Source organism: Thiothrix unzii, assembly GCF_017901175.1.
Taxonomy (GTDB): domain Bacteria; phylum Pseudomonadota; class Gammaproteobacteria; order Thiotrichales; family Thiotrichaceae; genus Thiothrix; species Thiothrix unzii.
This window is the reverse complement of sequence record NZ_CP072793.1, coordinates 1129819-1155592: the sequence shown is the minus strand read 5'-3', so window position 1 is coordinate 1155592 and position 25774 is coordinate 1129819. Positions and strand designations below refer to the sequence as shown.

The window sequence follows — 25774 nt, the reverse complement described above, 5'->3', positions numbered from 1 at the left end:
TATGAGCAAAACGCAGTTACACAGATTTCTTTACAGTCTCACAATGCCTTCATTGGCATATTCGTACCACTGCCCAATTTCAAACGTGCGCTTTTTAGCACGGTGATAATTCCGCACCTTTTCGCGCCACTCAGGATGGGTTTCAGCCGCCATGTCGAGGTATTTCAACGGACAGGTGTAATAGACCGGGCCGCTGGATTCCTCCAACGGTTTGTATCCCCAATCACCACCATGCACTTGCAACAGATAGGCATAAATGAAATGCCCACCCCGATCATCTGACGTTGAAATCACCTGACCTTCAGCATCTACCCAGCGGTGAACAGCCCATAGGACATTGCCGCGCAACGTGTGCGCAACCGTTTCCATGTACTTTTCCCCGCTTTGCCAACGGGTTGTCAGCTCGGCAACCAGCGCAGGACGATTAGGATAGCCATAATAGGAACCCATATCAGACTCTCCGCCATTCGCCATGCTGGACAATGCCATCCGGCAAAAAAGACACGGCACGCACGCAGCCGCGCAATTGCACGGCACGGGCGATGGCTTGCTTCATTTGACGATGCCGGGTAACACTACTGTCAGCACCACTGACTGACTCCCACCGACAGTAGGCGTGGGCTTGAGGTTGCAGTAGGGTTTTACCTTTGGGTGTCCGGTGCAGTTTTACAGGGATGCCATTTAACTGCATGACTCACCCCCTTGATTCATTAGTTTCATGTGTTTCTCCAAAAATTAGCGTAGTGGTACGTCGGTAGAAACACACACCCACCGGGAATGCGTTTCCCGACAGGAATAAAATAAAAAATCAGTCTTCTTCCGGCAGCATGATGGTGATGACGTGTTCGCCATGATCACCCGCACCAGAATACAGCTTCAGCCTAATGCCACGCGGTGTGGTACTAAAACCATCGCGCTCAATGACGTGCAGATCGTAAAACAGCACATCACCGCCGCCCCGTGAATGGCGGATGGCATAAAACGCCATATACATGACATCCCACAAGCGTCCAGCGGTGCTTTGTCCCAATGATTGCTGCTCTTTACGAACATCATCATTGTCCCACTCGACGAAGCGATCCCACACCGCAGCCGTTAATGCGACCGGCACTTTAAAGCCTGCCTCACGAACCTCTTTGTGTGCAGATGCATCCACCAGTACCCCGTCTGCAATCGCTTGCGCACGGGAATAACAGTCGATGAAATCCGCATCGTCCTCAAAACCACCCTTTTTATCAGATGGTGTTTGAGCTGGTACAGGAGGTTGATAACGGTTTGCCTCTAAGTCGATGGTTAACTTGTCCGGGAAGGCATAACGCCCTTGAGAGTCCGCATCGACGCATAACGCACCGGCACGGATATTGGCACTGATCAAACCACCGATGTTATTACCGATCTTGATGTAAGTAGCATTACAGCCAAAGCCCGTTAACGTATCCAGCCATTCCAGCCGGGTTAACAACTGCATGACCACATCGCGCCACTCATCCAACAAAGGCACTTCGCAAACGTGTTTCACTAATTGCCAAGCGTCCTGCATCAAAGATTCTGTGATTTCCCCTAAATAGGGCAATACCGCCGTTTGATTGGCTTTATCGGGTGTGGTCAGTAACGGATGATAGAAAATCATTTGGGACACTTCCCCAAACAATTGGGTTTGCAGTTTTGCCCCGTGATATTCCATCTTCCCCAGCCATTCACGGCTGAACCAACCGCTAATTAACTTACCACCGTCCTGACGAATCAAGAAGGAGTTAAGCTTACCGGTAGTCATTAACCCGCGTAGTTCTTGGAAGGCCGTATCACGACCAACCAGCGACAAATACAGGAATTGCCCATCTGGTGCGGTTAATGCACCCACACAGTAAATGCCTGAAGGTACTTGCGCCGCACAAGTCGGGCCAGCCAACAGGGTATCAACAGAAAATAAAGGTTCGGCAATGCCGACGTTAGCGATAGCAGTCATGGTATTTCTCCTAAAAGTGAGTTTCAGGAGAAACCTCCCCCACGGGAGTGATTCTCCCAATGGGTTAAAGATGATTTAAAACAAGTAATTAAACGACCGTTTCAATAAGAAATTGTTCGAGCTGCTTATCTGACCATGCCATTTGGTGCGGCTCTATATAGTAAAATATTTCATCATCAATCGTTTGTGCCTCATCCGATACAGGCTCACCATCGTCATTCATCAGGGCTTTCTCTAAGTCCAGCGTTGATACATCAACGGTTCCCCAACCACTAAAGTGATGCAAAGCCACTTCAGATGAAAGATTTAGGCGACGTACTGGGTAACAACATCCATTAAACAAAACCTGCGGTAAATCAGTATCAACCGATGTATCCACTGCCTGCTCAATAGCAATCCAAAAGGGTTTGAATACTTGGCTTTCTTCCCAAAAATTACCAACAGGGATGACCCAATAACCACGATCAGGCTCTGGCCAGCTATCACTGGATCGACGAACAGCAGCAACTTGGTGTTTAGCCAGCACGGTAATCGCAGCCAAAATTTCAGCCTTCGCATCAGGTGCAACTTCAGGTGGCTGCCCCATCAATGGGCGAACATTAGTCGTCATGGTGTTTCTCCTTCAAAGTTAACATCAGGAGAACACCACGCCCCAAAGGGAGTGATATTCTCCCAAGGGGTGTGTTGCAAAGTAAATTAATCGGCTTTAACCCAAACTTGACGCGCTGCGACAAACTTGTAGCCCAAGGACTTCAAGCGGTCACACTGCGCACGCAGCTTGGTGCGTCCAACGGTTACATCCAGCTTAACTTCCGCGCCCAACGGATAAAACTCACCAAAGGTGTCTTTATCCATCTGTTGCTCACGAAAAACACGCTCTTCCTCAACCGACATCACCGCTTTGGTGTCGTCAGTGTCGGCTGCGTCATTGTCTGAAGCAGATGCGTCATCATCTGCCACAGGAGCAGCATCACCGGAAGCAGGTGCTACGTCTTCTGCTGCCTCAACAACCGTGGTAACAGGTGTTACGGTAACAGTAGACGTTTCTTCGTCAATGGGATCGACTTCGATGCTGTTTTCTACTTCTCCGGTGTCCTCATCGAACCCGGCAAGCACAAAGCACGAAAGCACCGCACGCATTTCAATAACGATTTTGCCACCAGCCACGTAATGTGACGGGTAAATTTTGTCGATACAAAAATTGCCGGAGTAGGTTCCCGCTTCGTATTGGTCAAGCTCAGGGTTCTTCACCTCGAACTGACCGATATGCGTTGAGAGTTTCCCAACTTTGAATGAGCCACCTGCACGTTTCGGAATATCACGGATCATCAATGTGCCGGTTACGATAACGGTAGAAGTAGCGGTGTTAGCAGTAAATGGTTGCATGGTATTTCTCCTAAAAGTAAGTTTCAGGAGAAACCTCCCCCACGGGAGTGATTCTCCCGGCAGGGTTAACAATAAAAGATCAGTAAACAAAACAGTAAAGTCCCCTTGCGGGGTAGCCACCAACTTAACCGAAGTTAAGCCGCTATCAGCAGTGGCACAGATAGCTTTAAGGGTTGGCTGCAACCTGTAAAGGCGACAGCTAAGGGCGTGTTCAGAAGTGGAACACTACACATAGAAACCTTTCCAGTGGGCACGGATATTGCGGTATCCCTGCCCACTGGAAAGGCCATCCTACCCGAAGGTAAGCAGCCCAACGTGAATAAGATCAACTAAGGTTTGTCACCATTGGTGCGTATTAGCGTGGTGACAAGTTTCAACAAAATCCCCAACAGAGCATTCAGCACGTCGCCATCGTTACAACTGCTTGTGTACTTACTGTTACCTTCCAAATGGGTGAGAAGGTCATGCCGTAGCGAACCACAACGAGGCGCGGACAGGTTCCGCACAAAGGGGCAAGCGTCTGTATGACCGGCGACGTGCAACCGGCAGTGTTGTACCGATAACGACTAAAAATCAGTCGCCATGAGTACAACACTGAAACTACGGCGTAGGGAAAAATACCGTACTGGGGAAGCAAAGCTTCCCCGCAGGCAGAGTGAACAGATCAGGCAACGTCAGCTTCTGTATCTTCAGCAGCACGTTTAGGTGCAGTGTAGACGGTTTGCCCATCTACCTTGATCCAGTCGATACGCAACAGACGGCCTTTCATCATGACCTTGGTTTCACCGTTGAACTCATAGAGATCAGGGTAAATGTCACCGATGTTGAACGCAATCAGTACCTTTTTATCGGCATTGACTGCATCCATGCAGCGATAAACGAGCTTTTCCGCTTCAGCACCGGATACCCGGCAATCGAAAGGACGGTATTCAACCGCATCCGCAGCACCGCACAAAGCTGAAACCTTGCAGGCGAGGAATGCACCACCTTTTTTCGGTTTTACTTCACGAATACGTGAAATATAGCCAATGCCAGCGGTGTGAAGATTGAAATATTGGGAATTAGAAGCAGTAGACATGGTGTTTCTCCTTGAAATGGACGCAATGATGCTGGAGAAACATTTCCCGTCGGGAGTGTTGCTCCCAGCAGGGTAAGTAAAAGATAAGTAAAAAATAACCACCAATATCCTATCAGGATACCGCCCTGTGCTAGTGGCACGACAGGGCTTTGCAGGGTTTGCTGCCAAACCGTAAGGTTCGACCGCTAGGGCTTGTTGAGAGTGCAACAATACACATAGAAAACTGTTCGCTATTTTTGGGCTGGTTGCGATTCCAGAGCCTTCCAACCAATGTTTCGGTTAAGTGGATTGAACGGAAGGACAGTCTCCCATTCCGTAAAGAATGAGGTGTGAAGATGCTAAAATCATTGTTCTATGCTGTCAAGGTTTTGATGGTTTCAATTCAATTTTTTCAATAATTTACCATCCTCGTAGACGAACTCACCCGCTTCATCAGTGGCTGTAATGCCCCAACCACCCCGTTCTTCAATCCATGTTATTTCCTGAAGCAGCCCCGGAATGTCGCCTTCAAAGTTGGCACTGCATTCCTGCCCACAGCAACCGATGAATTCAATACAATACGCCATTAAGCACCATTCAGTTTTACAATCGTCTTACACCCCGGAAACCCGCTGCACCCCCAAAAATCCCCGTACTTGCCGTTGCGTTTGAGCATGGGTTTACCGCACGCCGGACACGTTTTACCATCTGCATCCTGAGCCACTGCACCAGCTTGCAGGCCGCTGGTATTCCCGCGAGTAGTCATGGTTGCTCCATCAGCTTTCCCCACCACTGCTACAGATTCCGGCTGTACCGGTATGTTCACGCCTGACTTGGCGCGTTCCAGTACTTTCAGCAGCCAGTTTTGTTGCTTGTCCATGAACTGCGCCAGCGTCATCTCACCGCTGGCAATGGAATCGAGTGCTTGTTCCCATGCGGCGGTGAGTGCGGGGTCTTTGACGGCATTGGGTAACATGGCGATCAGTGCCATGCCTTTGGGGGTGGCGCGTAACTGTTTTTTCTTGCCAATCCGCTCCAGCAGTTTGCGGTGTAAGAGAGTTTCGATGATGTTGGCACGGGTGGCTTCGGTGCCGATCCCGGCATTTTCGCGCAAAATGGCTTTGAGCTTGGGATTTTCCACCAGCTTGGCAATGCCTTTCATGGCTTGGATCAGCGTGCCTTCGGTGTAAGGTGCGGGTGGTTTGGTTTGGCGTGTGAGACTGACCAAATCCTGTGCCAACACCGTGTCGCCTGCACTCAACTGTGGCAGAGCCTGCGCTTCTTCATGGCCTGCACCTGCTTTTTTGTCTTCCGCACCGGTATCAGTTTCGGGTTCTTGGTAGGCTGTTTTCCAACCTGCCACGCGGTCAACCCGCCCGGATGCCCGGAATTTGTAGCCTTGGCAATCCAACTCAATCACGGTCTGGTCATACTCGTGTGCCGGGAAAAATTGGGCAAGGTAGCGGCGACGGATGAGGTCGTACAAGAACAATTCGGGTTCGGATAAATGCTCCAAACTACCAGCAGCAGCGGTGGGAATAATGCCGTGGTGAGCGGTGATTTTGCTGTCGTCCCAAACTTTGCCCTTAATGCTGTGATTGGCTTGTGCCACCAACCCGGCGATATTGCTGTCGGTGGCGACTAACGCCTTGAACACCCCGGCTGCTTCTGCGTGTTGCGACACCGGCAGGTAGCCGCAATCGGTGCGTGGGTAGGTGGTGAGCTTGTGCTTTTCGTACAGGGCTTGAGCAATGTCCAACACCTGTTGCGCACCTAAGCCCCAACGCCGTGAGGCTTCGACCTGTAAACCGGATAGGTCATACGGTAACGGCGCGGCCTGCTTTTTACGCTCCGTGTCACAACGTAATACGCTCGCTGGTTGCCCCTGACAGGTTGTGACAACCTGCTGCGCCAAGGCACTGTCTAAACACCATCCTTCTGCATCAATACCGTCCATGCCCTTGATGGGAACCCAGTTGGCTTTAAAGCGGTGGGTGGTGCTGTCGGGTAAACAATTGGCTTGTACATCCCAGTAATCCACGGGTACAAAGTGTTGTATCTGCTGATCCCGATCCGCGACTAAGCGTAATGTGGGGGGTTGCACTCGCCCCACGCTCAATGCCCCGCCTTTGTCGCCTAATTGCCCGTTGTATTGAGCCACCAGTGTGTAGGCACGACTTAAATTCATGCCCACCAGCCAATCGGCACGGCTACGCGCTAATCCGGCTTGGTAGAGCTTTTCGGTTTCATGCCCCGGTTTGAGCTGTCCCAAGGCTTTCTTGATACTGGCATCGTCCAAGGCCGATAACCATAAGCGTGACACTTGCCCCCGGTAGCGGCACAGTGCCATGACTTCCCGTGCAATCATTTCGCCTTCGCGGTCAGCATCCGTGGCAATCACCACATGGTCGGCTTTTGCCAACAGGGCTTTCACCACCTTGAATTGCTTTGCCCCGGATTTCTTCACGTCCAAAATCCACTGTTCCGGCAAAATGGGCAGTACATCCAAACGCCAGCGTTTGTACTGTTGCCCGTAAGCTTCCGGTTCCGCCTGTTCCAGTAAATGCCCAAAGCACCACGTTACCGTGATGCCTTGCCCTTGGAGATAACCGTCACCACGCCCACTAGCCCCTAACACCTTGGCAATATCCCTAGCCTGACTCGGCTTCTCACACAGGTATAGCATCAACACACCTGCGGCATGGTGAATAGTTTATGGTTCATGATTCCCCCCGCTTTTCGATAAATTTGACGGATTCTACACGCACCAAATCCATATCCACACTATCCGCATCCAGTACCAGACGGCTTTTCTCCTCACCAGTGTCCTTGTCTGCCCATGTCTCCTGCACCAGACTACCGATCACCAGCACCCGACAACCTTTGACGAGGAGCTTGCCTGCCAACTCACCCCGTTTACCCCACTGGGTCACGTTCAACCAAAACCCGCCGTGTTCGCGCCATTCATCCCCGTCCCGCACTTGGCGGTCAAAGTACACCCGAAACTCACATACTGCCCGTTTCTCACCGGACACTTCCACGTATTTCAACACGGGATCACTCCCTAAGTTGCCACGTCCTTCAAATCGGTTTGCCATCGCTTAATCCCCTATCAACAAAAAATAATCAAAATAATCTGGCGCATTTTAATGCTGGTTCACATCCCGCATCCGATCACGCCACGCCTCAAATTCACTCTCTAGCCGCTTTAAACGCGCTATCTCATACTGCAACAAGCCCAGCACATGATTCAGGTGTATCCGCTTGAACTCAATGTTCAGCAGTTCACGTTGCTGCTCCGGTGGCAATGCTTTTAAAATCCCCTGCCCTTCCGGTGTCTCCAAACCTCCGTATAATCGACGATTGGTTTTTCCTTGTCGCCACATCAGCGGTGCATAGGCTTTATTCTTTCTGCGGCTCAGTGTGAGCGGCAAGCGATAACCAAACGTCGTGCGCATCACCTGCTGCAAAGCGTTCAACTCATCCATCCATTGCACCTCCTGCTGCTGCAACCTAGCAATCTCGCTGCGAATGCCCTTAATCCCTTCAAACGGTAATCCGTACAATCCCATCGTCACTACCTGCTGCATTGCCACTTTACCTTCCACCCTGCCTTGGGTTTCTCAAGGGGGAAAGCCACGCTCCCCCTTACCCTTAAAAGCCCTTTAGGCGGCACTAAATAGCCCACTAGCTAAATGAGCCATCAGCTAAATAACCTAAACCACGTCCTCGGTAGCGGCTGTCGCAACATCCTCCGCCACCGCTGCTGCTGTTGGCGTTAAGGGTGTCACCTGACCTGCGCTCACAATCGTGGGCGCATAACTCGCACGTCTGGATTTATCCAAGATGTCGACAGGAACTTGTTCCAGCTTTCTGTCTAAGCGTTTTTCAGCCTCAGCGATTCGTGCATTGTTTGCCAACACATCGGCACGAGTCAGTCCTGTAAAGCGATACCGAGCCGTTGATTCAAACACGCGCCGCAGGCTTGCCCCTGCATCGCTCAGCAGTTGATTAGCGGCCTCATGGCTGATCATCGCTACGTGTTTAGCGGTGAGTACTGCACGCACCACTTCGTCGTATTGCAAGATCAACCGCGCTACCCAGTAGGCATAACTGGAGGCAAACCCAATAGATACTTTCATCGGTTTGACCGATTCCGATACCTGCACATCCATCAGTTTATTCGTTTTCAAGACGCGCTCGATATTGCTGAGCTGCTGCGTCAGATGTTCCCCGGCTGCTGTCAACTTTTCTTCAAGTTGCACCAGATGCCAATCTGCCCACGGATCATCCTGTTTGGCTGCTGTTGTGATCTGCGTCAAAATACTGCTAAAACGCATCAGCCCCATGACAGGTGGCCGCCCGTCAACCGCCTCACGACCGGTCAATAATTGCTGTGCCTGCCGGGTATGAATCGTTACGCTAGCTTCACCCCGCAATGCGCCTATCTGTCCGTTACGTGCATCCAATAAACTGGGGGCATTCAAAAAGGAGCGTCCTAACGCGACGGCTTCACCCGCTTGTGCATCGTCCTTTTTAAAAAGCCGGTTCAGCTCTGCTCTTACTTCTTCTTTCGATTTCGCCATGTCATTTCTCACTACTTGTTGATTCAAACTCTGTTCCAGTAACCCGCACCTGAAGGTGATTCCTAGGGAATCACCTACCCCGACTGCACTCAGTCACACTGCAAGTGATTCCTAGGGAATCACCTACCCCGACTGCACTCAGTCACACCGCAAGTGATTCCTAGGGAATCACCTACCCCGACCGTACTCAGTTACACCACAAGTGATTCCTAGGGAATCACCCGCCTATGCTTGCGCTACTGCCGGTAATAAATCACGGCGGCGATACCACTCTGCTTTCTTCATTGCAATTTGATCCCCGTAGGCAATCCATTGAAGAGAATTTTCTGGTTCTGCTTTTTGGAATCCCTGTAAGGTTTTGATGTCATTGGCAAGGTCATTGAGTTCTTGAACTGTCACCGCATCACTGACGGATGCTTCTGCCTTCGTTGGGGGAGTTATGGGAATAATGGGATTTAACTGCCCAGCTTGTGACAACACACATAATCGGCGGGTGTAGGCCAATAACGAACGTAATGGTTTGGCATGACCGGTCGCGATGGCGGTCAACGTGGCAGACAATGCGTCAATAACAGGCTGGTGATGCACATCGGGTAAGGTTTTTAACTGCATCGCCACTAAATCACGGTTGCTGCCTTGCAAGCTGTCAGGCCATATCAGTACGGTTTCTGTACTCACTGAGACGGCTGTATTAGTAGTAGTATTTTTATAAATATACTTACTACTAATACTACGTAGTACAGTTTCTGTACTACCCCCACGTGCATCAGTACAGTTTCTGTACTCATCGCCATCAGATGGCGGTTTGGATTGACTGGGTACAGAAACTGTACTGGGTGATGTTGTGGCAGAGGAGGCTAAGTACAGTTTCTGTACTTCGGTGCGCTTGGTTGCTTTTAGGTAATCACGGCTGTTAACTTTTTCAATGCCTGACTTGGTAAAGGCAAAAAACCGGCCTTCAACGACCGTCTCTTGTTGCCATGCTGTTGCTTGTTTCCGACGTAAGAGTGGGGATTCGAGTTCGGTTATATCAATACCTGCACCAACTTGGCTTTGCATATCTTGTAAAACCGTTGTAGCAACACCAATGGCACGCGGATGAGGGTTTTGTTTATGTTGCGCGGTTTCTTGAAGAAAATGCAGGTAGGTATCATCCAGTTCTAGTGTTTCAGCCAATTGCAGTGGTTCATCATGTAGTGCATAAATGTTGCCTTTTACGCGCCCCTTGGCATCCCGTAAGCGGGCTTTGCAAACCGTTAGCCAGCGACACGCACGCAAGATGGCGATGCTACGGGATACCGTGGCTTTGGAGCCGATATTGCAACGCAGCATGATTTCTTCATAAGTAGGGAACGCAGTAACGGAATCACCATCAGCGGCATGGAGCTTGATGACTGCCCATACATTGCGATCTACCGGTTCCAGTACCGGATCGTCAAACAACAAACGCGGAAACACCAACTGCGGATTGCCTAAAAACAACAGGCCATCCTGTGCTGACTTACCCGCTTTCATCACGAGCGTTGCTTGGCTGCGTTCAATCATTTGCAGTAAGTAATGGTGCATACCTGACACGGATTACCTCCGCGCCATTTTAGCTTGGACGTATTGCCAATCTTGTAGCAAGCTCCAAATGGCATTAATGGATGCCCCACTGGATTCGTGTAACTGCAAGAGGCTTTCCGGCGTGACTGCCCGCTTCATAAGCTCCCAGTCGCGGTAAATACTGACCGAGGTTGCATCATCAATCGACTTGCGGCTCGGCGGTACTTTTAACCCTAACGCATGGCGAATACGGGTAAACGTGGCTTTATCCATGTTGCAGAGAGTATGCAACACGGTGAAGGAAGCACCACCAGCGACCAAGCGTGTCATCAAGTCCTGATGCGCAAACTCAGCCGCTAATTTGTGATGCTCCTCACGAATGACCCGCTCAAAGGTAAAGGTGCTAATGCCTAACTGATAACAGGAGGCTAATTGCAATTTCGCGGATACCCGTAGTGATGCTTCAATACGCTGATAGACTGCTGCGCGTAATACGTCTGGCTGTGCGGCTAACAATGCCCGTTGCGTGTCATTGAGCGTGGCTTCAGCCATGTCGCTAAAGCTCAAATCCATATCAATCTCAATAATCACGGGTGATGATCTCCCAAGGGCTTGCATCATCCGTGTATTGACGATGATCTGATACCAGCTCAACAATGGCTACGGTATTACGGATCAACTCAAAAATAAGCTCCAATTGGGTTAACGGCATCGCTAACCAAAAAGTACGTAACCGCGCTGAAATAGGCACAACGGTATGCACCTTGTGCAATAAATCTTCATCGCGGATATAACTATCGGCATCAATCTGTGCCGCCCTTACTGAATCGGGCGCAGTCATCCAAGGCTCATGCTGATCAGGAAACAAACCACACAATTCCGCCAATAACCACCAAAGGTTCGATGCGTGCATGTGGTCACGCTCAGCATCGGCTTTTTCTGTATCAGAACACGCTTCATCACCTAAGGTTTTGGCGATTAATTGCGCCATAAAATCTGGATTAAATACGTCGACCACGAAGAATCCATAACCGGTTTCAAGCGAGACAATGGCATTACTGGCTTGCGGAATGGGGCTGCTGTCTGTCAATTTACTGGCAATCTCGTAATTACGGGTGCGTAAGTGTTTGAGCTTTACCAGCCAACGCCCATTACCGCCAACAATAACCTCTTTTTGTTCAATAATATTCCCATCCGCATTATGATAGTGAATGTTATCAGTCGCCGTTGTATGACTAGCGAGTAAGTCATATTGGTTTAACGGTGCATCAACAGGTTCGGGATCTGGATAATCGGGGTATGGTTCAGGTAAAACATTAGCTATTGGTGACGACACAAATTCAAGCTGGGGATAATCTATTAATGCTTTACCGTCCATTGCCTGACTAAAGCCAGTCAATACCTGCGTCCTGTCAACACTTGATGGTAGTGCCGCTACTAACTTTTCTTTTACTAAAGTCTCTGCACGCTCGTATAACCAATCTTCAGCATCACTGCTGGCAAGGGCAGGTAAAAATACGGTTTCCCTAAACTGTTGTTCTGTGCCATTGCTAGGGCTATGGCATTGCCAAACTTTCAGTGCAGCTTTTTCGAGTTTGGTTAAACGTTCAATCTGAAGTTTGCCCATACCACAGGATAAAGCAATAGGAATGGCAATATTCAGTTTTACGGCGTATTCCAATTTTGAAATCATTCCCTGACTGATAGGGAATCCGCGCTGTTCAAGGGCTGCTTGTAATTGACGCTGAGATAATAGCTCACCCAATTCTTGCTCTAGTGTCGCTTTGGCTGCTTGTACCGCTAATGCCCTGTCAATCAAGGTCATATTGCCACGCAAATCGTTTTCACGCAGGTGGCTGATTAATGCGTCGATGTCCGAGATAAAGGGGTGAAACTCACAACGAACCCGAAAGAAACGTTCATCATGGGTTTCTTCCCATAATTCTTGTAAGGCACGTAAGCGCGTATTACCGCCTTTATAGATAATGTAATGTCCCGGCTCATCGGTGGGACGATGGCTAATGGGCAGTGGGGTATCCAAACCAATTTCACGGATGGATTCTTTAATCGCGGCGTAGCATTCATTCGGTGAACGACGTGGATTGCCTTCAAAGAAACGAATCCTATCCACAGCAACCACCATGCCGACTATCGTACCAACAACTTGATCCGATGAGCTGACATTCTGGTTATTATCAAAATGCTCAACCAGCAAACCGCGTCTTGAAGGTATTTTATTGACCGTCATGTTCTCCCCTATTTTGCATGAGGTTGTTGTTTTGAGGTATTCATGCTTTACCTAGCGCAAGCGAGATGCTCAACAGATTCAATGTTGCCATGATGGAACGACTAACCCCTTCGCGGGGTTAGCTCCGTATGTTCTCGACCTGTGCCGTCGGCACAACCTGCAACTCGGCAAGGATGGCCAACAATTGCAGCTTTGCCAGTGGGTATTTCGTCAGGGTGTGGATGGGCACACCCAGCGTGGCAGCTTCGCGCCAACAAACTGAGGCTGAGATATGAGCATCCAAAATGCTAATGGCTAAGTTCGGCAGGCCATCCGCGTTTGCTTGAGCGGCTTGCAAGGTTTCGATGACGTGACCGCGTAGATCAGCCGTTACCAGTGCGGCATCACGGGTACGGTCGACACGATAGAGCATCCCAACAAGTGGTGGTATCGTTAACCCGGAGTAATAAAATGCGGTACGTAATCGGGTCAACATACCCACCATTCCCCGCGAGAACTCACGAGCCGACAGTGTTTCGGTGGGAATGGGTGAAATCAACTTATCGGCGGCAAAAATAGCGGCATCCTGTAACGGCCCTGCCGCTCCTTGGGTATCAATTAAAATAAAATCATAGGATGCTTTTATTTTTTGCAATCGGTAACTGAGAAAACGCCAACAATCCCGACAATTAATCATCCAATTGGATAACTCCCCCACAGAATCATTGGAATAAATCAAGTCACACCCGAAATCGGTGACACTAATACTATTAGATGCCTCTGCATTCATCAGTAGATTTTTCAATCCTTGCGGTGCTTTGGTAGTTAGTGCGTAATAGGTGGAGAGTGCGGGTTGTATATCCGCATCCACTAATAACACGCGATTCCCAAGGCTGGCGAGCAACCCACCTAAATTGGCGGTTAATGTCGTTTTTCCAACACCGCCTTTGGTTGAACACACAGTCAAAATCATAGCCGTACTCCGTTAATCTATCGCAGCAAATAAAGCGTGCTTTACGTTGGTGTTAAAACACTAACATCCTAAAGTAGGTATGGGCTTTTTTAACGTATGCGGGCGTTAGATAATGATGCTTCGCCGCGTGTCAGCAGAAACTCATCAAGATCATTTTTAAGGTAAACGATTTTCTTACCAATCCGATAGAAATTGGGCTGTTCAAAACCCAGTAAACGTTCTTCGGCACGCCAACGTGCCAACGTTTCTGAACGAATACCTAAATAACTCGCTGCTGTTCGGGTAGAGAGTCTATTCTCTAATGCAAAATTGACAACTACTCCAGTAGTAGCGCGTTCAGCCATCTGTGCGTTAATTTTGGCTTGTAGACGTTGTTGATTCGCTTTTACACGTTGTTTCGTTTTCACTGTCGAATGTAAATGCATAGAAAGTCACCCTTAAGTTGTTGCGTTAAGACAAGTTAAAGTGCTTTTTATTGAGTTTTTGCGCTTTTGGGTATGTCTGAAAAGTTAATCAAAATAGCAATTTGTAACAAACACCATATCTACCTATTTACCTGCAACAAACGATAAATTACTGATTTAGCAATTAATTGGCAAGCCAAAGGGCGCGTTCTCGTCACCAAGCGATAACGTCGATCAATATCTTCATCACACCAAAAAATATCACCCAAGTAAGTGGCCTCGAAGGTAACACCTGTCAATCGCGACCATAAAGCCAAATCAATCCAATCAAGCACCCGCAACTGATGCAACTTACCGAGACTATCCATCAGGTTAAGCAATTTAAATTTGGAGGGAGGTGTACTGATACGTTGGCAGATGTTCGTCGCTAATGACGAGTCGGATTGCTGCCGAGCCTCGGCTAGTGCTTCGGAAAACTGCTTGAACAAGAGGTTATCAGGCTGATCAATTTCAACAGGGATTGAGACAGTACGTGGCTGTACTTTTGGTGAGCAACCATGAATCACCGCTTCCAGATGCTCTTCTGTTAACAGTCCCTGTGCCTGCATGATCACTAACTGACTGCGATAGGATAGCGCATCAATCCACTGAGAAACTTGCCATTGCCAATTATCCCGGTGGCATTCCGCAGGATACCAAGTGGGTAACGCATTCTTTCTAGCCATTGTGTACACCGTTAACTGCTTAAAAAGTAGGTATAGAGTGCAGGAATGTAAAAAAATTCAACGAATAAGTTGAAAAATTATCAATTTTAAACGGCGTAAATCGCTTTGCAGTCAAGTGCGATAGTTTTGAGGGCAACACCCCTGCCCTTTAATCCCCATGCGGTGACGGTGCTGCAAACAGCGTTAACAACAGTTCCGCATCGTCAATCATTCGGTAAACCGGGCGTTTACCTGCTAATTGCTCACTTTCTGAGAGGATGATAGGAACGCCTTCGCCACGCTTGTCCATGATAAAATTGCGTTGTGAACCCATCGCATCCACGTTCATTGGGCATTTCGCCAGCAATGAACACAGCAGTTCATTCCGTGCCGATTGCCGTTCAGGTAGGCTGTCCACTGTCATGGTGTTGGGGATCGCGCCCGGTGAAAACAGTTCGAGACGATCGGCAAACAAGTGTAGGCGAATTTTTGAGCCGTAGATGGAGTAATCGCGATGTGCTACCGCATTCACCACGGCTTCAAAGACGGCACTGAGGGAGAATTGTGGGGTTTCAATGCGGTTGGGTTTTTTCACCGCGTACACCCGCATATTGCGCTCGACAAATTTGCAGGCATCGCGGATTTGTTCATCCAGCGGGCCATGAATATCCTTGGCATCCAGTTGGTAGGCGGCATTGCGTTCCGTGCCACGGTAGACCACGGCTTGAATGTAGGCGTTGGTAATGAATTCTGCGGGGCGTTCTGTCGCCATCAGCACACCACTGACGGTAGGATGCCAATTGCCATCTTCATCGCAGGTGATCAGTTTCAGTTTGGACAGGAATTCACGGTCATCTTTGGGAGAAAGTGAGGAACGGAAACGCTGCCATAGTGGTGTTTTCAGGTCGTCCAAGGTGGCTTGTGGAACAGCTTGCTCATCATAACGGATAATCCTTGCTTGACTGCGCTGCTGGAATAAACGTGCGAGAGCATCTGGGGTCATTTGCCGTTTGGAGCTGCCGATGCGGTAGAGGTAGCCACCGGGGCTTTGATGTACAAATAAGCTGCGAGGAATGTCAATCCGTACTATCGCGGTTTCATTACCATCAGGGGTTGGGGCAAACAGCTTACGTATCCGGCAAAGTAACGGTGGGGTAATCTGGTCATTGGCAATGTCTCGCAACCATGTTTCTACAGCGTCCACTTTGTCTGATGGGATGCCGATAATCGCCTTGGATTTGTCATCCACCCCCAACACGATGACACCTGTATTGCTGTTTGCCATCGCTGCCATTTCATCGGCCATGCCATTGCGATGGGGTGCGCTGATCTGTCCACCCTTGAATTCAACCCGTTTCAATTCAAGCACAGAATCTTCGCCAAGAGCGATTTGCTTGAACAGGTTGTTGGTTAAATCTGGCATGGCGGCATCCTTTAGGGCTGACTGGAACGTCAGGTACGAGGATAGCACAACCGTGTTTTCCCCGCCGCTCCAGTCAAGACAGCCGAGCACCATCCTAACTCGGCTTGGCGTTTCTATTTTTATTAGCCGCTGTTTTCATCGCACTGACCGCTGTTTCCATCGCCTGCCGTACTGGGTCGCTATCCAAACGGGCATACACTTGAGTACTTTGCGGGCTTTGGTGATTCAACGTTTTACCGATGATGACCAGACTTGCTCCCGTGCGGGCTTGCCAACTGCCGAGACTGCGGCGTAGGTCGTGCATCCGCAAATCTTCCAAGCCAACGGTTTTGCGCACTGTGTCCCAACTACTTTTGGGTTCAACCAGATGTCCGGTTTTATTCAGGCTGGAGGGGAAAACCCAATCACTGGTCGTTAAGGAACGCCGTCCTTTCAGTAGTAGCACGGCTGGTTCAATAAGTGGAACTATCTGTGACGTACCATTTTTAGTCATCGGTATCCGCCATTCATAACGCTCAAACTGAATGTCTTCCCAACGCATCGACAGCACGTTGTTTTTGCGTGCTCCGGTGTACAGGCACATCAGGAAAAAATCCCGTGTAGAGGGTTCGGCTAGGCCATCGAGTGCATCAAAGAATTTCTGCATTTCATGTGGCTGAAGAAATCTCTCCCTTGAGGTTACACGGAACTTCTTCACGCCAACACAGGGATTGACCGCATCAAAAAACTCCCACTCGATAGCTTTATTGAAAAGAACCCGCAAGACCGCCAATGCATGGTTAGCCGCATAAACACCTCGTTCTTTGCCTGTCTTGGCGTGCCAAGTGAGGATGTCATTGCGACGTATTTCGGAAAGTTGCCGACGTTTCCAATGGGACAGATGATAATGGAAGCGTTTTTCATCATCCGTCCAAGTGCGCTTATGGACTTTGGCATGGCGTTCAAGATAGATCTCAAATAACTCGCCCAAGGTCAGTTCTGCTCTTTCTTCCTGCCGTATGGAAGTGGGACTTAACCCTTGAGCCACTTGCATGTTTACACCTACCGCAAGTTCGCGGGCTTGTTGTACAGTGATGGTTCCGAAAGCATCCAATTTTACCCGCTCTGGACGACCACGTACCTTACGGTAGACATAGAAGACCTTTCTACCACTGGGATACACCCTAATACACAATCCAGTTAATTGCGTGTCGTAATATGTTGCAACTTTTTCATCCGTTGGAATAGGCAGGGCTGCCACTGTCCGCTGACCAAATAATAATTTCCGTTCCATATTCATCAAAACTTCTCTGTGCTACCAATGTGCTACCGCGTAGCGTCATTCAATGTTATTCAATGACAACAAGAAGAAGAAAAAGTTAATGAAAGCTATCGGATTAAGTGCATGACTTTTCGAGGAAAAACCATTTTTTCCTGAAAAAACATAGAGATGAAAAATTGGTATGAGTAAATCTCATAATCCTTTGGTTCACAGTTCGAGTCTGTGTGGGCCCACCATTTTTTGTCAGAATGAATCCGTTAAAATCAAGAGCTTAGCTTGATTTTAACGGACTGTCAAAAATCATCGTTATCGTTGTTAATTTATCAGTGCTACGCTGGTGCTACACCAAAGCACGGTCAAGAGCAATAGCCCTACCCTTCATGGATGATGGTCAAGTTGGGAGTGATCTACCCCGCGAATAGTGGACAGTGTTAAAAGCACGAATCACAATTGTACGCTTGGTGCAAAGACAGTGAACACGCCAAAACGGTGAGTGACCGTGAAGTGACAGCCCCTCTACCGCTTGGCGGGAGAGGGAGCCAGAGCAGGAATTTTATTTAGTTTTCAATAAATCACGAATCTCAGTTAACAGCACTGTTTCACTAGATGGTGCTGCCGGAGCTTCAGGCGCGGCTTCTTCCTTACGCTTGAGTTTGTTCATGGCTTTAATCGCGATGAAAATCGCAAACGCCACGATCACAAAGTCAAAAATCGTTTGAATGAACGCGCCATAAGCCAGTACCAAATCAGGAATCGGTGGCACAGCAACCGGATCACCCGCTTTTAATACCACGCCCATTTTACTGAAATCCACCCCGCCCATCAGCAAGCCCAGTAATGGCATGACCACGCCATCGACAAAAGCCGAAACGATCTTGCCAAAGGCCGCGCCGATAATCACACCGACAGCGAGGTCTACCACATTGCCTTTCATGGCAAATTCTTTGAATTCACTGATTAAGCTCATTTAACGCTCCATTTATGTTTGTAAAGTTGAGAGATGCATATCCATATCGCTCAATGAATTTAGCGTAGTTGTGGCGATTTGTCGGATTATTGTAGCTTGAGACGCTATTTTTGCCGATAAACGTCAGCTTCTGCGGGGATTCGCGATCAGACTGAGCTTGGTTTGATATTTGTCATGCCGATTTTTGAGCGAAATCGTTAACGTAGCCCGCATACCTTTAGGGTATTCAAAACCGATACAAAAACTGATGAAAGGCGACACCACATGGTTTCATTTACCGAACTTAACCAGCAAAACGACACCATTACTGAACTGTCCAATGTGCTGTGTTTATTGATTAGCGAGCGTGCCGTTTGGGATACGCGCGTGGTCACTAACTTATTTTTTACCTACGTGGATCGGGTAAAAGAGCATCTGGATCTGGAAGAGCGCGAATTATACCAGTCCATGTTGTTGCACAGTGACCAGCGTGTGCGCCAGACAGCGAACAAATTTTTGTCAGGTTCTGGCGAAATCAAGCGCGTATTCGGGCAATACCTGAAGCAATGGAGCCGCAGCCACGAATTGCGCATCAACGATTACGAACGATTCACCAAAGATACCCGTGAAATGATTCAACTGGTGCTGAACCGGATTGAGGATGAAGTCGAGCATTTGTACCCCACTGTGCGTGAAGTCCAAGCCGCGATGAAATAAATCCTACAACACCGCGCTACGTTTAATGTCGAGGTAATGGTTAATCAGCCCGACTGACATAGCGTTCGGGGTTACGTCTAAACAGCGAATACCAGCGGCGCGGATACGTTCCAGCGTCGCTTCGCGAGTGCGTAAATAGTGCTGAGTCGCCGCTTTATGCAGCGCGTCTTCGGTAGTATCCACAGGTGCGTCCAACGCGCTATCCAATGCCTGTTCGCGCATACTTGCCAGCAACACCAAATGGCGGGTACGCAATAAATGCAACGCGGGCAACAAATCGTCGGTGTCTTCATCGCGTAAATTCGTCAGCAAAATCACCAGTGCGCGTTTCTTTTGACGCACCAGTAATTCGGTCGCAGCTTGCGCATAATCCGGTGCTTGCGCCGTCGGTTGCAAATCATACAAGGCATTCAGCATATGCTGCACATTGTGTTGCCCTTTGTGCGCAGGCAGCCAGCGATTCGCCCCGGCAAAACTTCCCAAACCCACCGCATCACCTTGACGTAATGCCACATAAGTCAGCAGCAAAATCGCGTTCAAGGTGTGATCAAAGTGCGATAACGCATCGTCTTTTGCCATCATCCGATGCCCGCAATCCAGCATGAAAATGACTTCCTGATCGCGTTCATCTTGGTATTCGCGGGAAATGGCTTTGTGCATTCGCGCACTGGCTTTCCAGTCAATTTGGCGCAAACTGTCACCCGCACGGTATTCGCGCAGTTGGTGAAAATCCTGCCCTTCGCCGCGCCGCCGTTTTTTCATAATCCCCATGTGACTGAGGTGGTTGTCGGTAGCCAGCAGCGCGTATTGCGCCACCGCCGCAAAGTTGGGGTAAACCTTGACCTCGGATTGCACCGGCAAAGTGACATCGTGCCACCACAGTTGCCAAGGTGATAACACGCGCAATTGCAGGCCGGGAAAGTGCAGTTTGCCGCGTTCGTTAGCGGTCACATTATAAAGCGGTTCCGCAAACGTATCCGCCGCCACAGACAGACGAAACGGGAAACCTTCGACGCTGGTTTCGCGCGGAAAGTGATCATACAGCCACAACGTCAGCGAGCGCGTGCTGCGGTTGTGTAAGTGCAAACGGATACTGCGTTTCACCCCCAACGGCAGCGAATGCGGCACAAAGCGTTGCGCTTCTGGCACGGGTTCAGTGACCACCCGCAGCATATCAATAAAAGCCAGCAACAAACTTACCCCGACACTGGCATACCAACCCGCTACCCAAGCGGGATTGATCGTGGCAAGCAATGCGACGACTGCATTACCGCCTAACACATAAAATAAGCGACGCGCTGGCAAAATCATCGGCGTGGTGCTTCAGTTTTTTCCAAAATGGCGGTGAGCAAATGGTCGGCGGTGTAGCCTTCCAGCTCCATTTCGGGGGCAAGCGATACCCGGTGACGCAATACCGGTAAACACACCTGTTTAATATCGTCCGGGTCAACAAAGTCGCGTCCGGCAAGTAAGGCATTCGCCCGTGCCGCTCTGATCAACGCAATACTGCCGCGCGGCCCTGCCCCAAAGCGTAAACCTTGCCAGTGGCGGGTAGCACGGGTAATCCGCACCGCGTAATCCAGCACAGTTACGTCCACCGCCAGCGTCGCGGTAACGGCTTGCATCGCTAATACTTGCGCAGGTGAGGCAACGGTTTGCAGATTATTGAGGTTGAAACGGTCGCCGATTTGGTGATCTGTTACCACCGTGACCATTTCAGCTTCTTCCTCCAGCGTGGGGTATTCAATAAAAATTTTCAGCAGGAAACGGTCAAGTTGCGCTTCGGGTAAGGGGTACGTGCCTTCTTGTTCCAGCGGGTTTTGTGTTGCCAGCGTCATAAATGGCAACGGCACGGGGTACGGATTGCCTTCAATGGTCACTTGCTGTTCTTGCATCACTTCCAGCAATGCCGACTGGGTTTTCGCTGGGGCGCGGTTGATTTCATCCGCCAGCAAGAGGTTGGTGAAAACCGGGCCTTTGCGCACGTTGAAGGTTTGGTGTTGCATATCAAACAACACGTGTCCGCTAATGTCGGCTGGCATTAAATCTGGGGTGAACTGGATGCGGGCAAATTGACCGGAAATGGTTTGCGCCAACGCACGTACCAACAGGGTTTTTCCAAGACCGGGAACACCTTCGATCAGAACGTGCCCGCCCGCGAGTAACGCAATCAGGGTTTCGACGACCACGCGCTTTTGCCCAATCAAGGCTTTGCTGATTTCGCGGCGGATGGTTTCAGCGAGTGCGCTGGCTTGGTCAAGCGTCAGGGTATTGTCGTTCATGGTGTGTCCTTGGGCTTGGGAGAAAGTTGTTCGACAGCATCGGTAAATGCCGGGTATTGGGTGTCGCCTTGCTGGTGACGTTTCCACATAAAACGTCCGCTGGCATGAATGTGTTCCAAAATGCGTCGCCGTTCTGGGGTTGGCGCGGCTTGTAACGGGCCAAAGCGCGGGCTTAACGCGAGAATTCCCAATGGAATCGCTAACGCCAGCGTCAATAGCAACGGCCATGCACGTTCCCACAGCAGTTTCCACAATGGCGGTAAATCGTCTTGATGTATCAGCCACACATTTTGCGGTTGCGGGTGCAAGCCGTGCAGTAAATGCCAGAAAAACTCAGCATGGTCGTAATCATCAATCGCAGCGTTTTCAATAAAATCGAGATTGGCGGCAAGCGTAATTAAACCCGAACCGCGTTTGATTTCCAGCAGCCAAGCATTATTTTGGTAGGCTTGCTGACTTTGCACAGCGGCGGTGGTTTCCAGCGCGTAAAAGAATTCCGGGTCAACTTCCAAAGTTTTCGGGTAGCCGGGGCGTTCTAACTGTAAGGGTAAATCGTCCTCTTCAGGGATAATATTTTCCCCAAGGGTAACGCCTAATGCGGTTTGCAACGGGTCAAATTTGCTCTGGGAAGCAGTGGGTTTGGCTTCGTCCTCATCCTCGTCTTCATCATCATTGTAAAGCGTTGCATCATTGTCAGGGGTGCGGGCGCGGGTGATTAAATGCCCGCCACGCTCTACCCACGCCAACAGCTCCTCAATTTTTTGGGTGGAAAGCGTGTAACGCTGGGTGTCAATAATCAGCACCGTGTCAGTACCAGGCAGCGTGCTTAAGCGTTCCTGACGTTGCGCGGGGATGCCCATGCTTTTGAGAAACAAGCGTGCGGCGTACAGGTTATTGGTTTTAGCTTCACCTTTGAAACCAACGTGTTCCTCGGTTTCCTTGAGTTCAAAGGTATTTAAAAAGCTTAGGGTTGCGCCGACCAGCACTAAAATCGCGAGTAAGCCGAAACCGATACGTTGCGCTTTCATGCGACTACCTCCGCTGTGGGTTCGGCACTGAAAGTCGTCCAGCCGCTAAACAGTGGTAAAACCTTACTATCGGCTGGAATCCGGTGCGCGTAAGCCACTTCCTGCCATGCACTGGTCACTGCACTTAACCAAGCAAGGCGTTGTGCATTTAAAGCAGGTCGGGCGAGATTGAGAATATCGCCTTCAGTGTGGCTATCGTGTATGGCTACATCATCGTGCCGGGTTAAGCGCATTAACGCGCCGCGATACAGCAACCCAAGGGCAGCGCGGTGTTGCCCATCTTCCCACAAGCGTTGGCTGGCAGCGGCAATGTCATCCGGTAATGATTCCGGGCGAATATCCATCCCAAACAAAATATCCGGCGGCGCGGTGGTGTGTGTTTTGGTGCGTAACGGTTTCAGTAACGCCAGCAATTGACGGCGGTAAGCAATTCCCAACACCACCAGAATCACCACCGCAATCCACAGCACTGCTTTCATTACCGTGGCAATAATCGCCTGTAAGGATTTTGACCACTCGGCAATGTCGGGTTCTTCATCGTCAGTTTCGCGGGCTGTCCATTGCTTGACTTTGCGTACTTGGGAAAACGCTTCTTGCTGCATAATCGCTTCGATTTGAGCGCGTGCCGCATCGCCTTGCAAACGGGTTGTTGCGACGGTTTCGGTGTCAGCTTCGGGTGTTGCCCACACTGGCATGGGGGTTACTGTTGCCAACCCGCAAACAAGGGCGAGTAGCAAGCCTAAAGCGGAAGGAGCAAGTTGGCGTAAACGCTCGCCGAGTTTACGGAATGCCAGCTCAATATCCCATGCTTCCAATTGGGTGCGGCGATTTAAATACAGACTAAAACTGGCGGCAACATACAGCGGTTCAATCAGCCAAACGCTTACGCTGTACGCGACGAAATAAATCAGTGCACCCCAATACAACACCTCATCATCAAATGCATTGGTGAATATTCCGGTTAGGTATTCCCACGCATAATCATTCGGGTCAAGCCACACCACCAGCGCGTATAAGCTTGTCATTACCACGTATTCCAAATGCACACACGCGATAGTTAACCATACCGCGTGTCCGTGGGTTTGTTGGTGTAATAAATGCTGGCGTTGTTTGCGGGGTTCACCGCGCAATTGTTCCAGTTGCCAAATCGGTAAATTAAAGCCCCGCGAAAACGAAAATCGCCGCCAAGTTAAAGCACTCAGCAAACCGCTATTACGCAATAACGCCGGTAGCGCGGTCATGACTTGCGCCGCCGATACGGGTTGATTAAACAGTTGACGACTTAATATCAGCAGCAATATCCGATCAAATACCGGTTTAAACCACCACAATAACATCGGCGCGTAAATCAGGTAATCCACGGGCATTAATAACCACACCACCAGCGCGAAACCGACCAGCAATAATGTCCAAATCGGGTAAATCAACCGCCAGTTGTGCTGTACCATTGCCAGCCCTAAATCGGTGGCTTCCCACGTAGAACGCAGGCGAATCTGGGTGGTAATGTCGTTAAGCTGCACGCGCACGCCCTCGCCCAACTAACGCGAAATAGCCGATGACCAGCACCCACAATACCACGCCTATGGTGTATTTCACTGTCACCGGAATCCACACTTGCGATGACCAAAACGCTTCCACAAAAGCAGCCATAATGAATAAAGTCGCCGCGCCGTACACGATTTGAATTGCAATCTGGCTATTATCACGCAATGCCAGCAAGCGCGATTTACGCCCCGGCATGATTAACGCCTGCGCCAGTTGGAATCCTGCCACGCCTGATAACACAATCGCGGTTAATTCAAACGCACTGTGTCCCGCCACGAATCCCCAAAAGGTTTCGATGTAACCTAACTGGGTCAAATGCCCCGCTACCGCACCGATGGTTAAGCCATTAAACAACAAGAAAAACAAACTGCCCAACCCAAATAACATTCCCCCCGCAAACACCTGAAACCCAATCCCGGTATTATTACGGATATAAAACCCGAACATAAACACATCGCTATCCGCCTCGCGTTCACGCCCGAAACGGGTGGTGCGTGCCGGGTCGTACATCGTTTCCATATTCGCGACCTGTTCCCCACTAATCACGCTGTAAATCAGCTCTGGCTCTACTTGAATCGCAACCAACATCGCAAAAAAGCTGCCGAAAAACAGCAATCCCGACAACAATAAACTGCGATAACAGCTACGCACCAATTGCGGCAAATCCCGCAAATAAAACGTCGCCATCCGGTGTAAAAAATGCAAACGTGCGCCGTATAACTGGTTATGCCCCCGGATCACCAAATCATTGAGCTGCCCAATCAATAAGGGGCTGTACATCCGCGATTGCGCCAACGCGAGGTGGTGGCAAATCTGGCGATAAGTGCGCGGAAAATCCAACGCCGGTTCGCTTAACGCCTGTTTTATCCGCTGCTTTTTACTGAATTGCTGGTAATCCAACCACGCGCTAAAGGCCGTCCACAGCGGCTGGTAATGCGCAATAAACTGATCTTGTTTCACGCTTTACTCCCTCCACCTAACCACACGGCGATACCTTGTAACCATTGGGTCGCATTTTGGTGTGGCGGCACTAATGCCCCAGTCATGCGTGCTAATTCCTCTAACCGCGCGGGTGCAAGTGTTGCGCTGCGTTGCGCAAATAGCAAAATCGCCTGTTGTTCCGCCAAGGTCAGGCGCACATCCGGGCGTATGCTTGCCGCATCCAGCGGTATTTCCGGTACGTGAGGCGCGTGACAATGCAGCACCACGGTATTCGCGGCTAAATCCCCCAAGCGTTGGAACCGCCGGTTGAGCATCATGCTGATTAACCCAAATCCGTATAAAAAAGGCAGGAAATCCACCACCCGCAACAGATTGCGCACTAATGAACCAGCGGGCGTAATCGGGCTGGCATCGGTGTGCGTCACGTAAAGATTCAGTACTTTTTTCCCCGGTGTTTGCCCGCGATGGCGCAGCTCAAAATACACCGGATAAAACCATTCCAGCAGAAAAATCAGGATCATCGCTATGCCCAGCCCCAATTTACCAAGGCTGGCTAATAACAACAGCAATGCCAAACTAATGCCGCTACGTAACAGCAGATCAAGCAACCACGCCAGTAAACGCGGTATCGGGCTTGCCGGAGAAAGCGTGAGTGCAATGCCTTCTGGGGTATTGACGGTGTAGGTAGTATCCAGACGCATCCGCGATGGGGTATCCTTTTCCAAAGTGTTCGCTTATTTTTATTCAGCAGAATGCAATTCAACACGTCGGATGTCAACCGG

Annotated in this window: 27 protein-coding genes; 1 reads left to right on the top strand and 26 read right to left on the bottom strand. The window is 49.8% G+C overall.

Features of this window, described 5'->3' with window-relative positions:
- Positions 1-30: 30 nt before the first annotated feature.
- From J9260_RS05985 to mscL, 20 genes are all read right to left on the bottom strand, one after another.
- Positions 31-450, bottom strand: coding sequence for a hypothetical protein (locus J9260_RS05985; protein ID WP_210220111.1), 420 nt, complete (start codon positions 448-450; stop codon positions 31-33).
- A 1-nt stretch (position 451) separates the two neighbouring features.
- Positions 452-691: a hypothetical protein gene (locus J9260_RS05980; RefSeq protein ID WP_210220110.1), complete on the bottom strand. Its 240-nt coding sequence runs from the start codon at positions 689-691 to the stop codon at positions 452-454.
- Between the two features lie 117 nt (positions 692-808).
- Positions 809-1966: a DUF6573 family protein gene (locus tag J9260_RS18645; protein WP_246499661.1), complete on the bottom strand. Its 1158-nt coding sequence runs from the start codon at positions 1964-1966 to the stop codon at positions 809-811.
- A gap of 88 nt (positions 1967-2054) precedes the next feature.
- On the bottom strand, positions 2055-2576 hold the full coding sequence (locus J9260_RS05970; protein ID WP_210220109.1) for a hypothetical protein: 522 nt from the start codon (positions 2574-2576) through the stop codon (positions 2055-2057).
- A gap of 86 nt (positions 2577-2662) precedes the next feature.
- Entirely contained in the window at positions 2663-3352 is a 690-nt protein-coding gene (locus J9260_RS05965; RefSeq protein WP_210220108.1) for a DUF3275 family protein, read from the bottom strand.
- A 664-nt stretch (positions 3353-4016) separates the two neighbouring features.
- Entirely contained in the window at positions 4017-4430 is a 414-nt protein-coding gene (locus J9260_RS05960) for an STY4534 family ICE replication protein (protein WP_210220107.1), read from the bottom strand.
- Positions 4431-4807: 377 nt separating this feature from the next.
- On the bottom strand, positions 4808-4996 hold the full coding sequence (locus J9260_RS05955) for a hypothetical protein (RefSeq protein WP_210220106.1): 189 nt from the start codon (positions 4994-4996) through the stop codon (positions 4808-4810).
- The gene (locus tag J9260_RS05950; RefSeq protein ID WP_210220105.1) at positions 4996-7095 is read right to left on the bottom strand and encodes a DNA topoisomerase III; all 2100 of its coding nucleotides are present in this window, start codon (positions 7093-7095) and stop codon (positions 4996-4998) included. Before J9260_RS05950 ends, J9260_RS05955 begins: the two co-directional genes overlap by 1 nt.
- 34 nt (positions 7096-7129) lie before the next feature.
- Positions 7130-7507, bottom strand: a complete 378-nt coding sequence (ssb, locus tag J9260_RS05945) for a single-stranded DNA-binding protein (protein ID WP_210220104.1) — start codon at positions 7505-7507, stop codon at positions 7130-7132.
- Positions 7508-7555: 48 nt separating this feature from the next.
- Positions 7556-8005: a hypothetical protein gene (locus tag J9260_RS05940; RefSeq protein ID WP_210220103.1), complete on the bottom strand. Its 450-nt coding sequence runs from the start codon at positions 8003-8005 to the stop codon at positions 7556-7558.
- Between the two features lie 120 nt (positions 8006-8125).
- Positions 8126-8995 (bottom strand): PFL_4669 family integrating conjugative element protein, encoded by an 870-nt coding sequence (locus J9260_RS05935; protein ID WP_210220102.1) that lies wholly within the window; start codon positions 8993-8995, stop codon positions 8126-8128.
- A 225-nt stretch (positions 8996-9220) separates the two neighbouring features.
- Positions 9221-10561 (bottom strand): STY4528 family pathogenicity island replication protein, encoded by a 1341-nt coding sequence (locus J9260_RS05930; protein ID WP_246499752.1) that lies wholly within the window; start codon positions 10559-10561, stop codon positions 9221-9223.
- 12 nt (positions 10562-10573) lie between these two features.
- A complete protein-coding gene (locus J9260_RS05925; protein ID WP_210220100.1) occupies positions 10574-11131 on the bottom strand; it encodes an STY4526/YPO1902 family pathogenicity island replication protein in 558 nt (185 codons plus the stop codon).
- Positions 11121-12788: a ParB family protein gene (locus tag J9260_RS05920; RefSeq protein ID WP_210220099.1), complete on the bottom strand. Its 1668-nt coding sequence runs from the start codon at positions 12786-12788 to the stop codon at positions 11121-11123. Before J9260_RS05920 ends, J9260_RS05925 begins: the two co-directional genes overlap by 11 nt.
- A 118-nt stretch (positions 12789-12906) precedes the next feature.
- Positions 12907-13740, bottom strand: coding sequence for a ParA family protein (locus J9260_RS05915; RefSeq protein ID WP_210220098.1), 834 nt, complete (start codon positions 13738-13740; stop codon positions 12907-12909).
- 89 nt (positions 13741-13829) lie between these two features.
- Complete coding sequence (locus tag J9260_RS05910) at positions 13830-14165, bottom strand: helix-turn-helix domain-containing protein (RefSeq protein WP_210220097.1); 336 nt, start codon at positions 14163-14165, stop codon at positions 13830-13832.
- 119 nt (positions 14166-14284) lie between these two features.
- Positions 14285-14869, bottom strand: coding sequence for a hypothetical protein (locus tag J9260_RS05905; RefSeq protein ID WP_210220096.1), 585 nt, complete (start codon positions 14867-14869; stop codon positions 14285-14287).
- Between the two features lie 148 nt (positions 14870-15017).
- On the bottom strand, positions 15018-16271 hold the full coding sequence (locus J9260_RS05900; protein ID WP_210220095.1) for an ATP-binding protein: 1254 nt from the start codon (positions 16269-16271) through the stop codon (positions 15018-15020).
- A 94-nt stretch (positions 16272-16365) separates the two neighbouring features.
- Positions 16366-17544, bottom strand: coding sequence for a tyrosine-type recombinase/integrase (locus J9260_RS05895; protein ID WP_210220094.1), 1179 nt, complete (start codon positions 17542-17544; stop codon positions 16366-16368).
- Positions 17545-18085: 541 nt separating this feature from the next.
- Entirely contained in the window at positions 18086-18499 is a 414-nt protein-coding gene (gene mscL / locus J9260_RS05890; RefSeq protein ID WP_210220093.1) for a large-conductance mechanosensitive channel protein MscL, read from the bottom strand.
- 264 nt (positions 18500-18763) lie between these two features.
- Here mscL and J9260_RS05885 point away from each other — a divergent pair, with 264 nt between their 5' ends.
- On the top strand, positions 18764-19195 hold the full coding sequence (locus J9260_RS05885; RefSeq protein WP_210220092.1) for a hemerythrin domain-containing protein: 432 nt from the start codon (positions 18764-18766) through the stop codon (positions 19193-19195).
- Between the two features lie 3 nt (positions 19196-19198).
- On the opposite strand, the gene J9260_RS05880 is transcribed toward J9260_RS05885, so the two are convergent.
- The 6 genes from J9260_RS05880 to J9260_RS05855 are packed head-to-tail and all read right to left on the bottom strand — an operon-like array spanning position 19199 to position 25717.
- Complete coding sequence (locus tag J9260_RS05880; protein WP_210220091.1) at positions 19199-20506, bottom strand: DUF58 domain-containing protein; 1308 nt, start codon at positions 20504-20506, stop codon at positions 19199-19201.
- Complete coding sequence (locus J9260_RS05875; RefSeq protein WP_210220090.1) at positions 20503-21477, bottom strand: AAA family ATPase; 975 nt, start codon at positions 21475-21477, stop codon at positions 20503-20505. Before J9260_RS05875 ends, J9260_RS05880 begins: the two co-directional genes overlap by 4 nt.
- On the bottom strand, positions 21474-22505 hold the full coding sequence (locus J9260_RS05870; protein ID WP_210220089.1) for a DUF4350 domain-containing protein: 1032 nt from the start codon (positions 22503-22505) through the stop codon (positions 21474-21476). The genes J9260_RS05875 and J9260_RS05870 overlap by 4 nt, the downstream gene beginning before the upstream one ends.
- Complete coding sequence (locus J9260_RS05865; protein ID WP_210220088.1) at positions 22502-24025, bottom strand: hypothetical protein; 1524 nt, start codon at positions 24023-24025, stop codon at positions 22502-22504. The genes J9260_RS05870 and J9260_RS05865 overlap by 4 nt, the downstream gene beginning before the upstream one ends.
- The gene (locus J9260_RS05860; RefSeq protein ID WP_210220087.1) at positions 24015-25010 is read right to left on the bottom strand and encodes a stage II sporulation protein M; all 996 of its coding nucleotides are present in this window, start codon (positions 25008-25010) and stop codon (positions 24015-24017) included. Before J9260_RS05860 ends, J9260_RS05865 begins: the two co-directional genes overlap by 11 nt.
- Entirely contained in the window at positions 25007-25717 is a 711-nt protein-coding gene (locus tag J9260_RS05855; protein WP_246499659.1) for an RDD family protein, read from the bottom strand. The genes J9260_RS05860 and J9260_RS05855 overlap by 4 nt, the downstream gene beginning before the upstream one ends.
- Between the last annotated feature and the right edge of the window lie 57 nt (positions 25718-25774).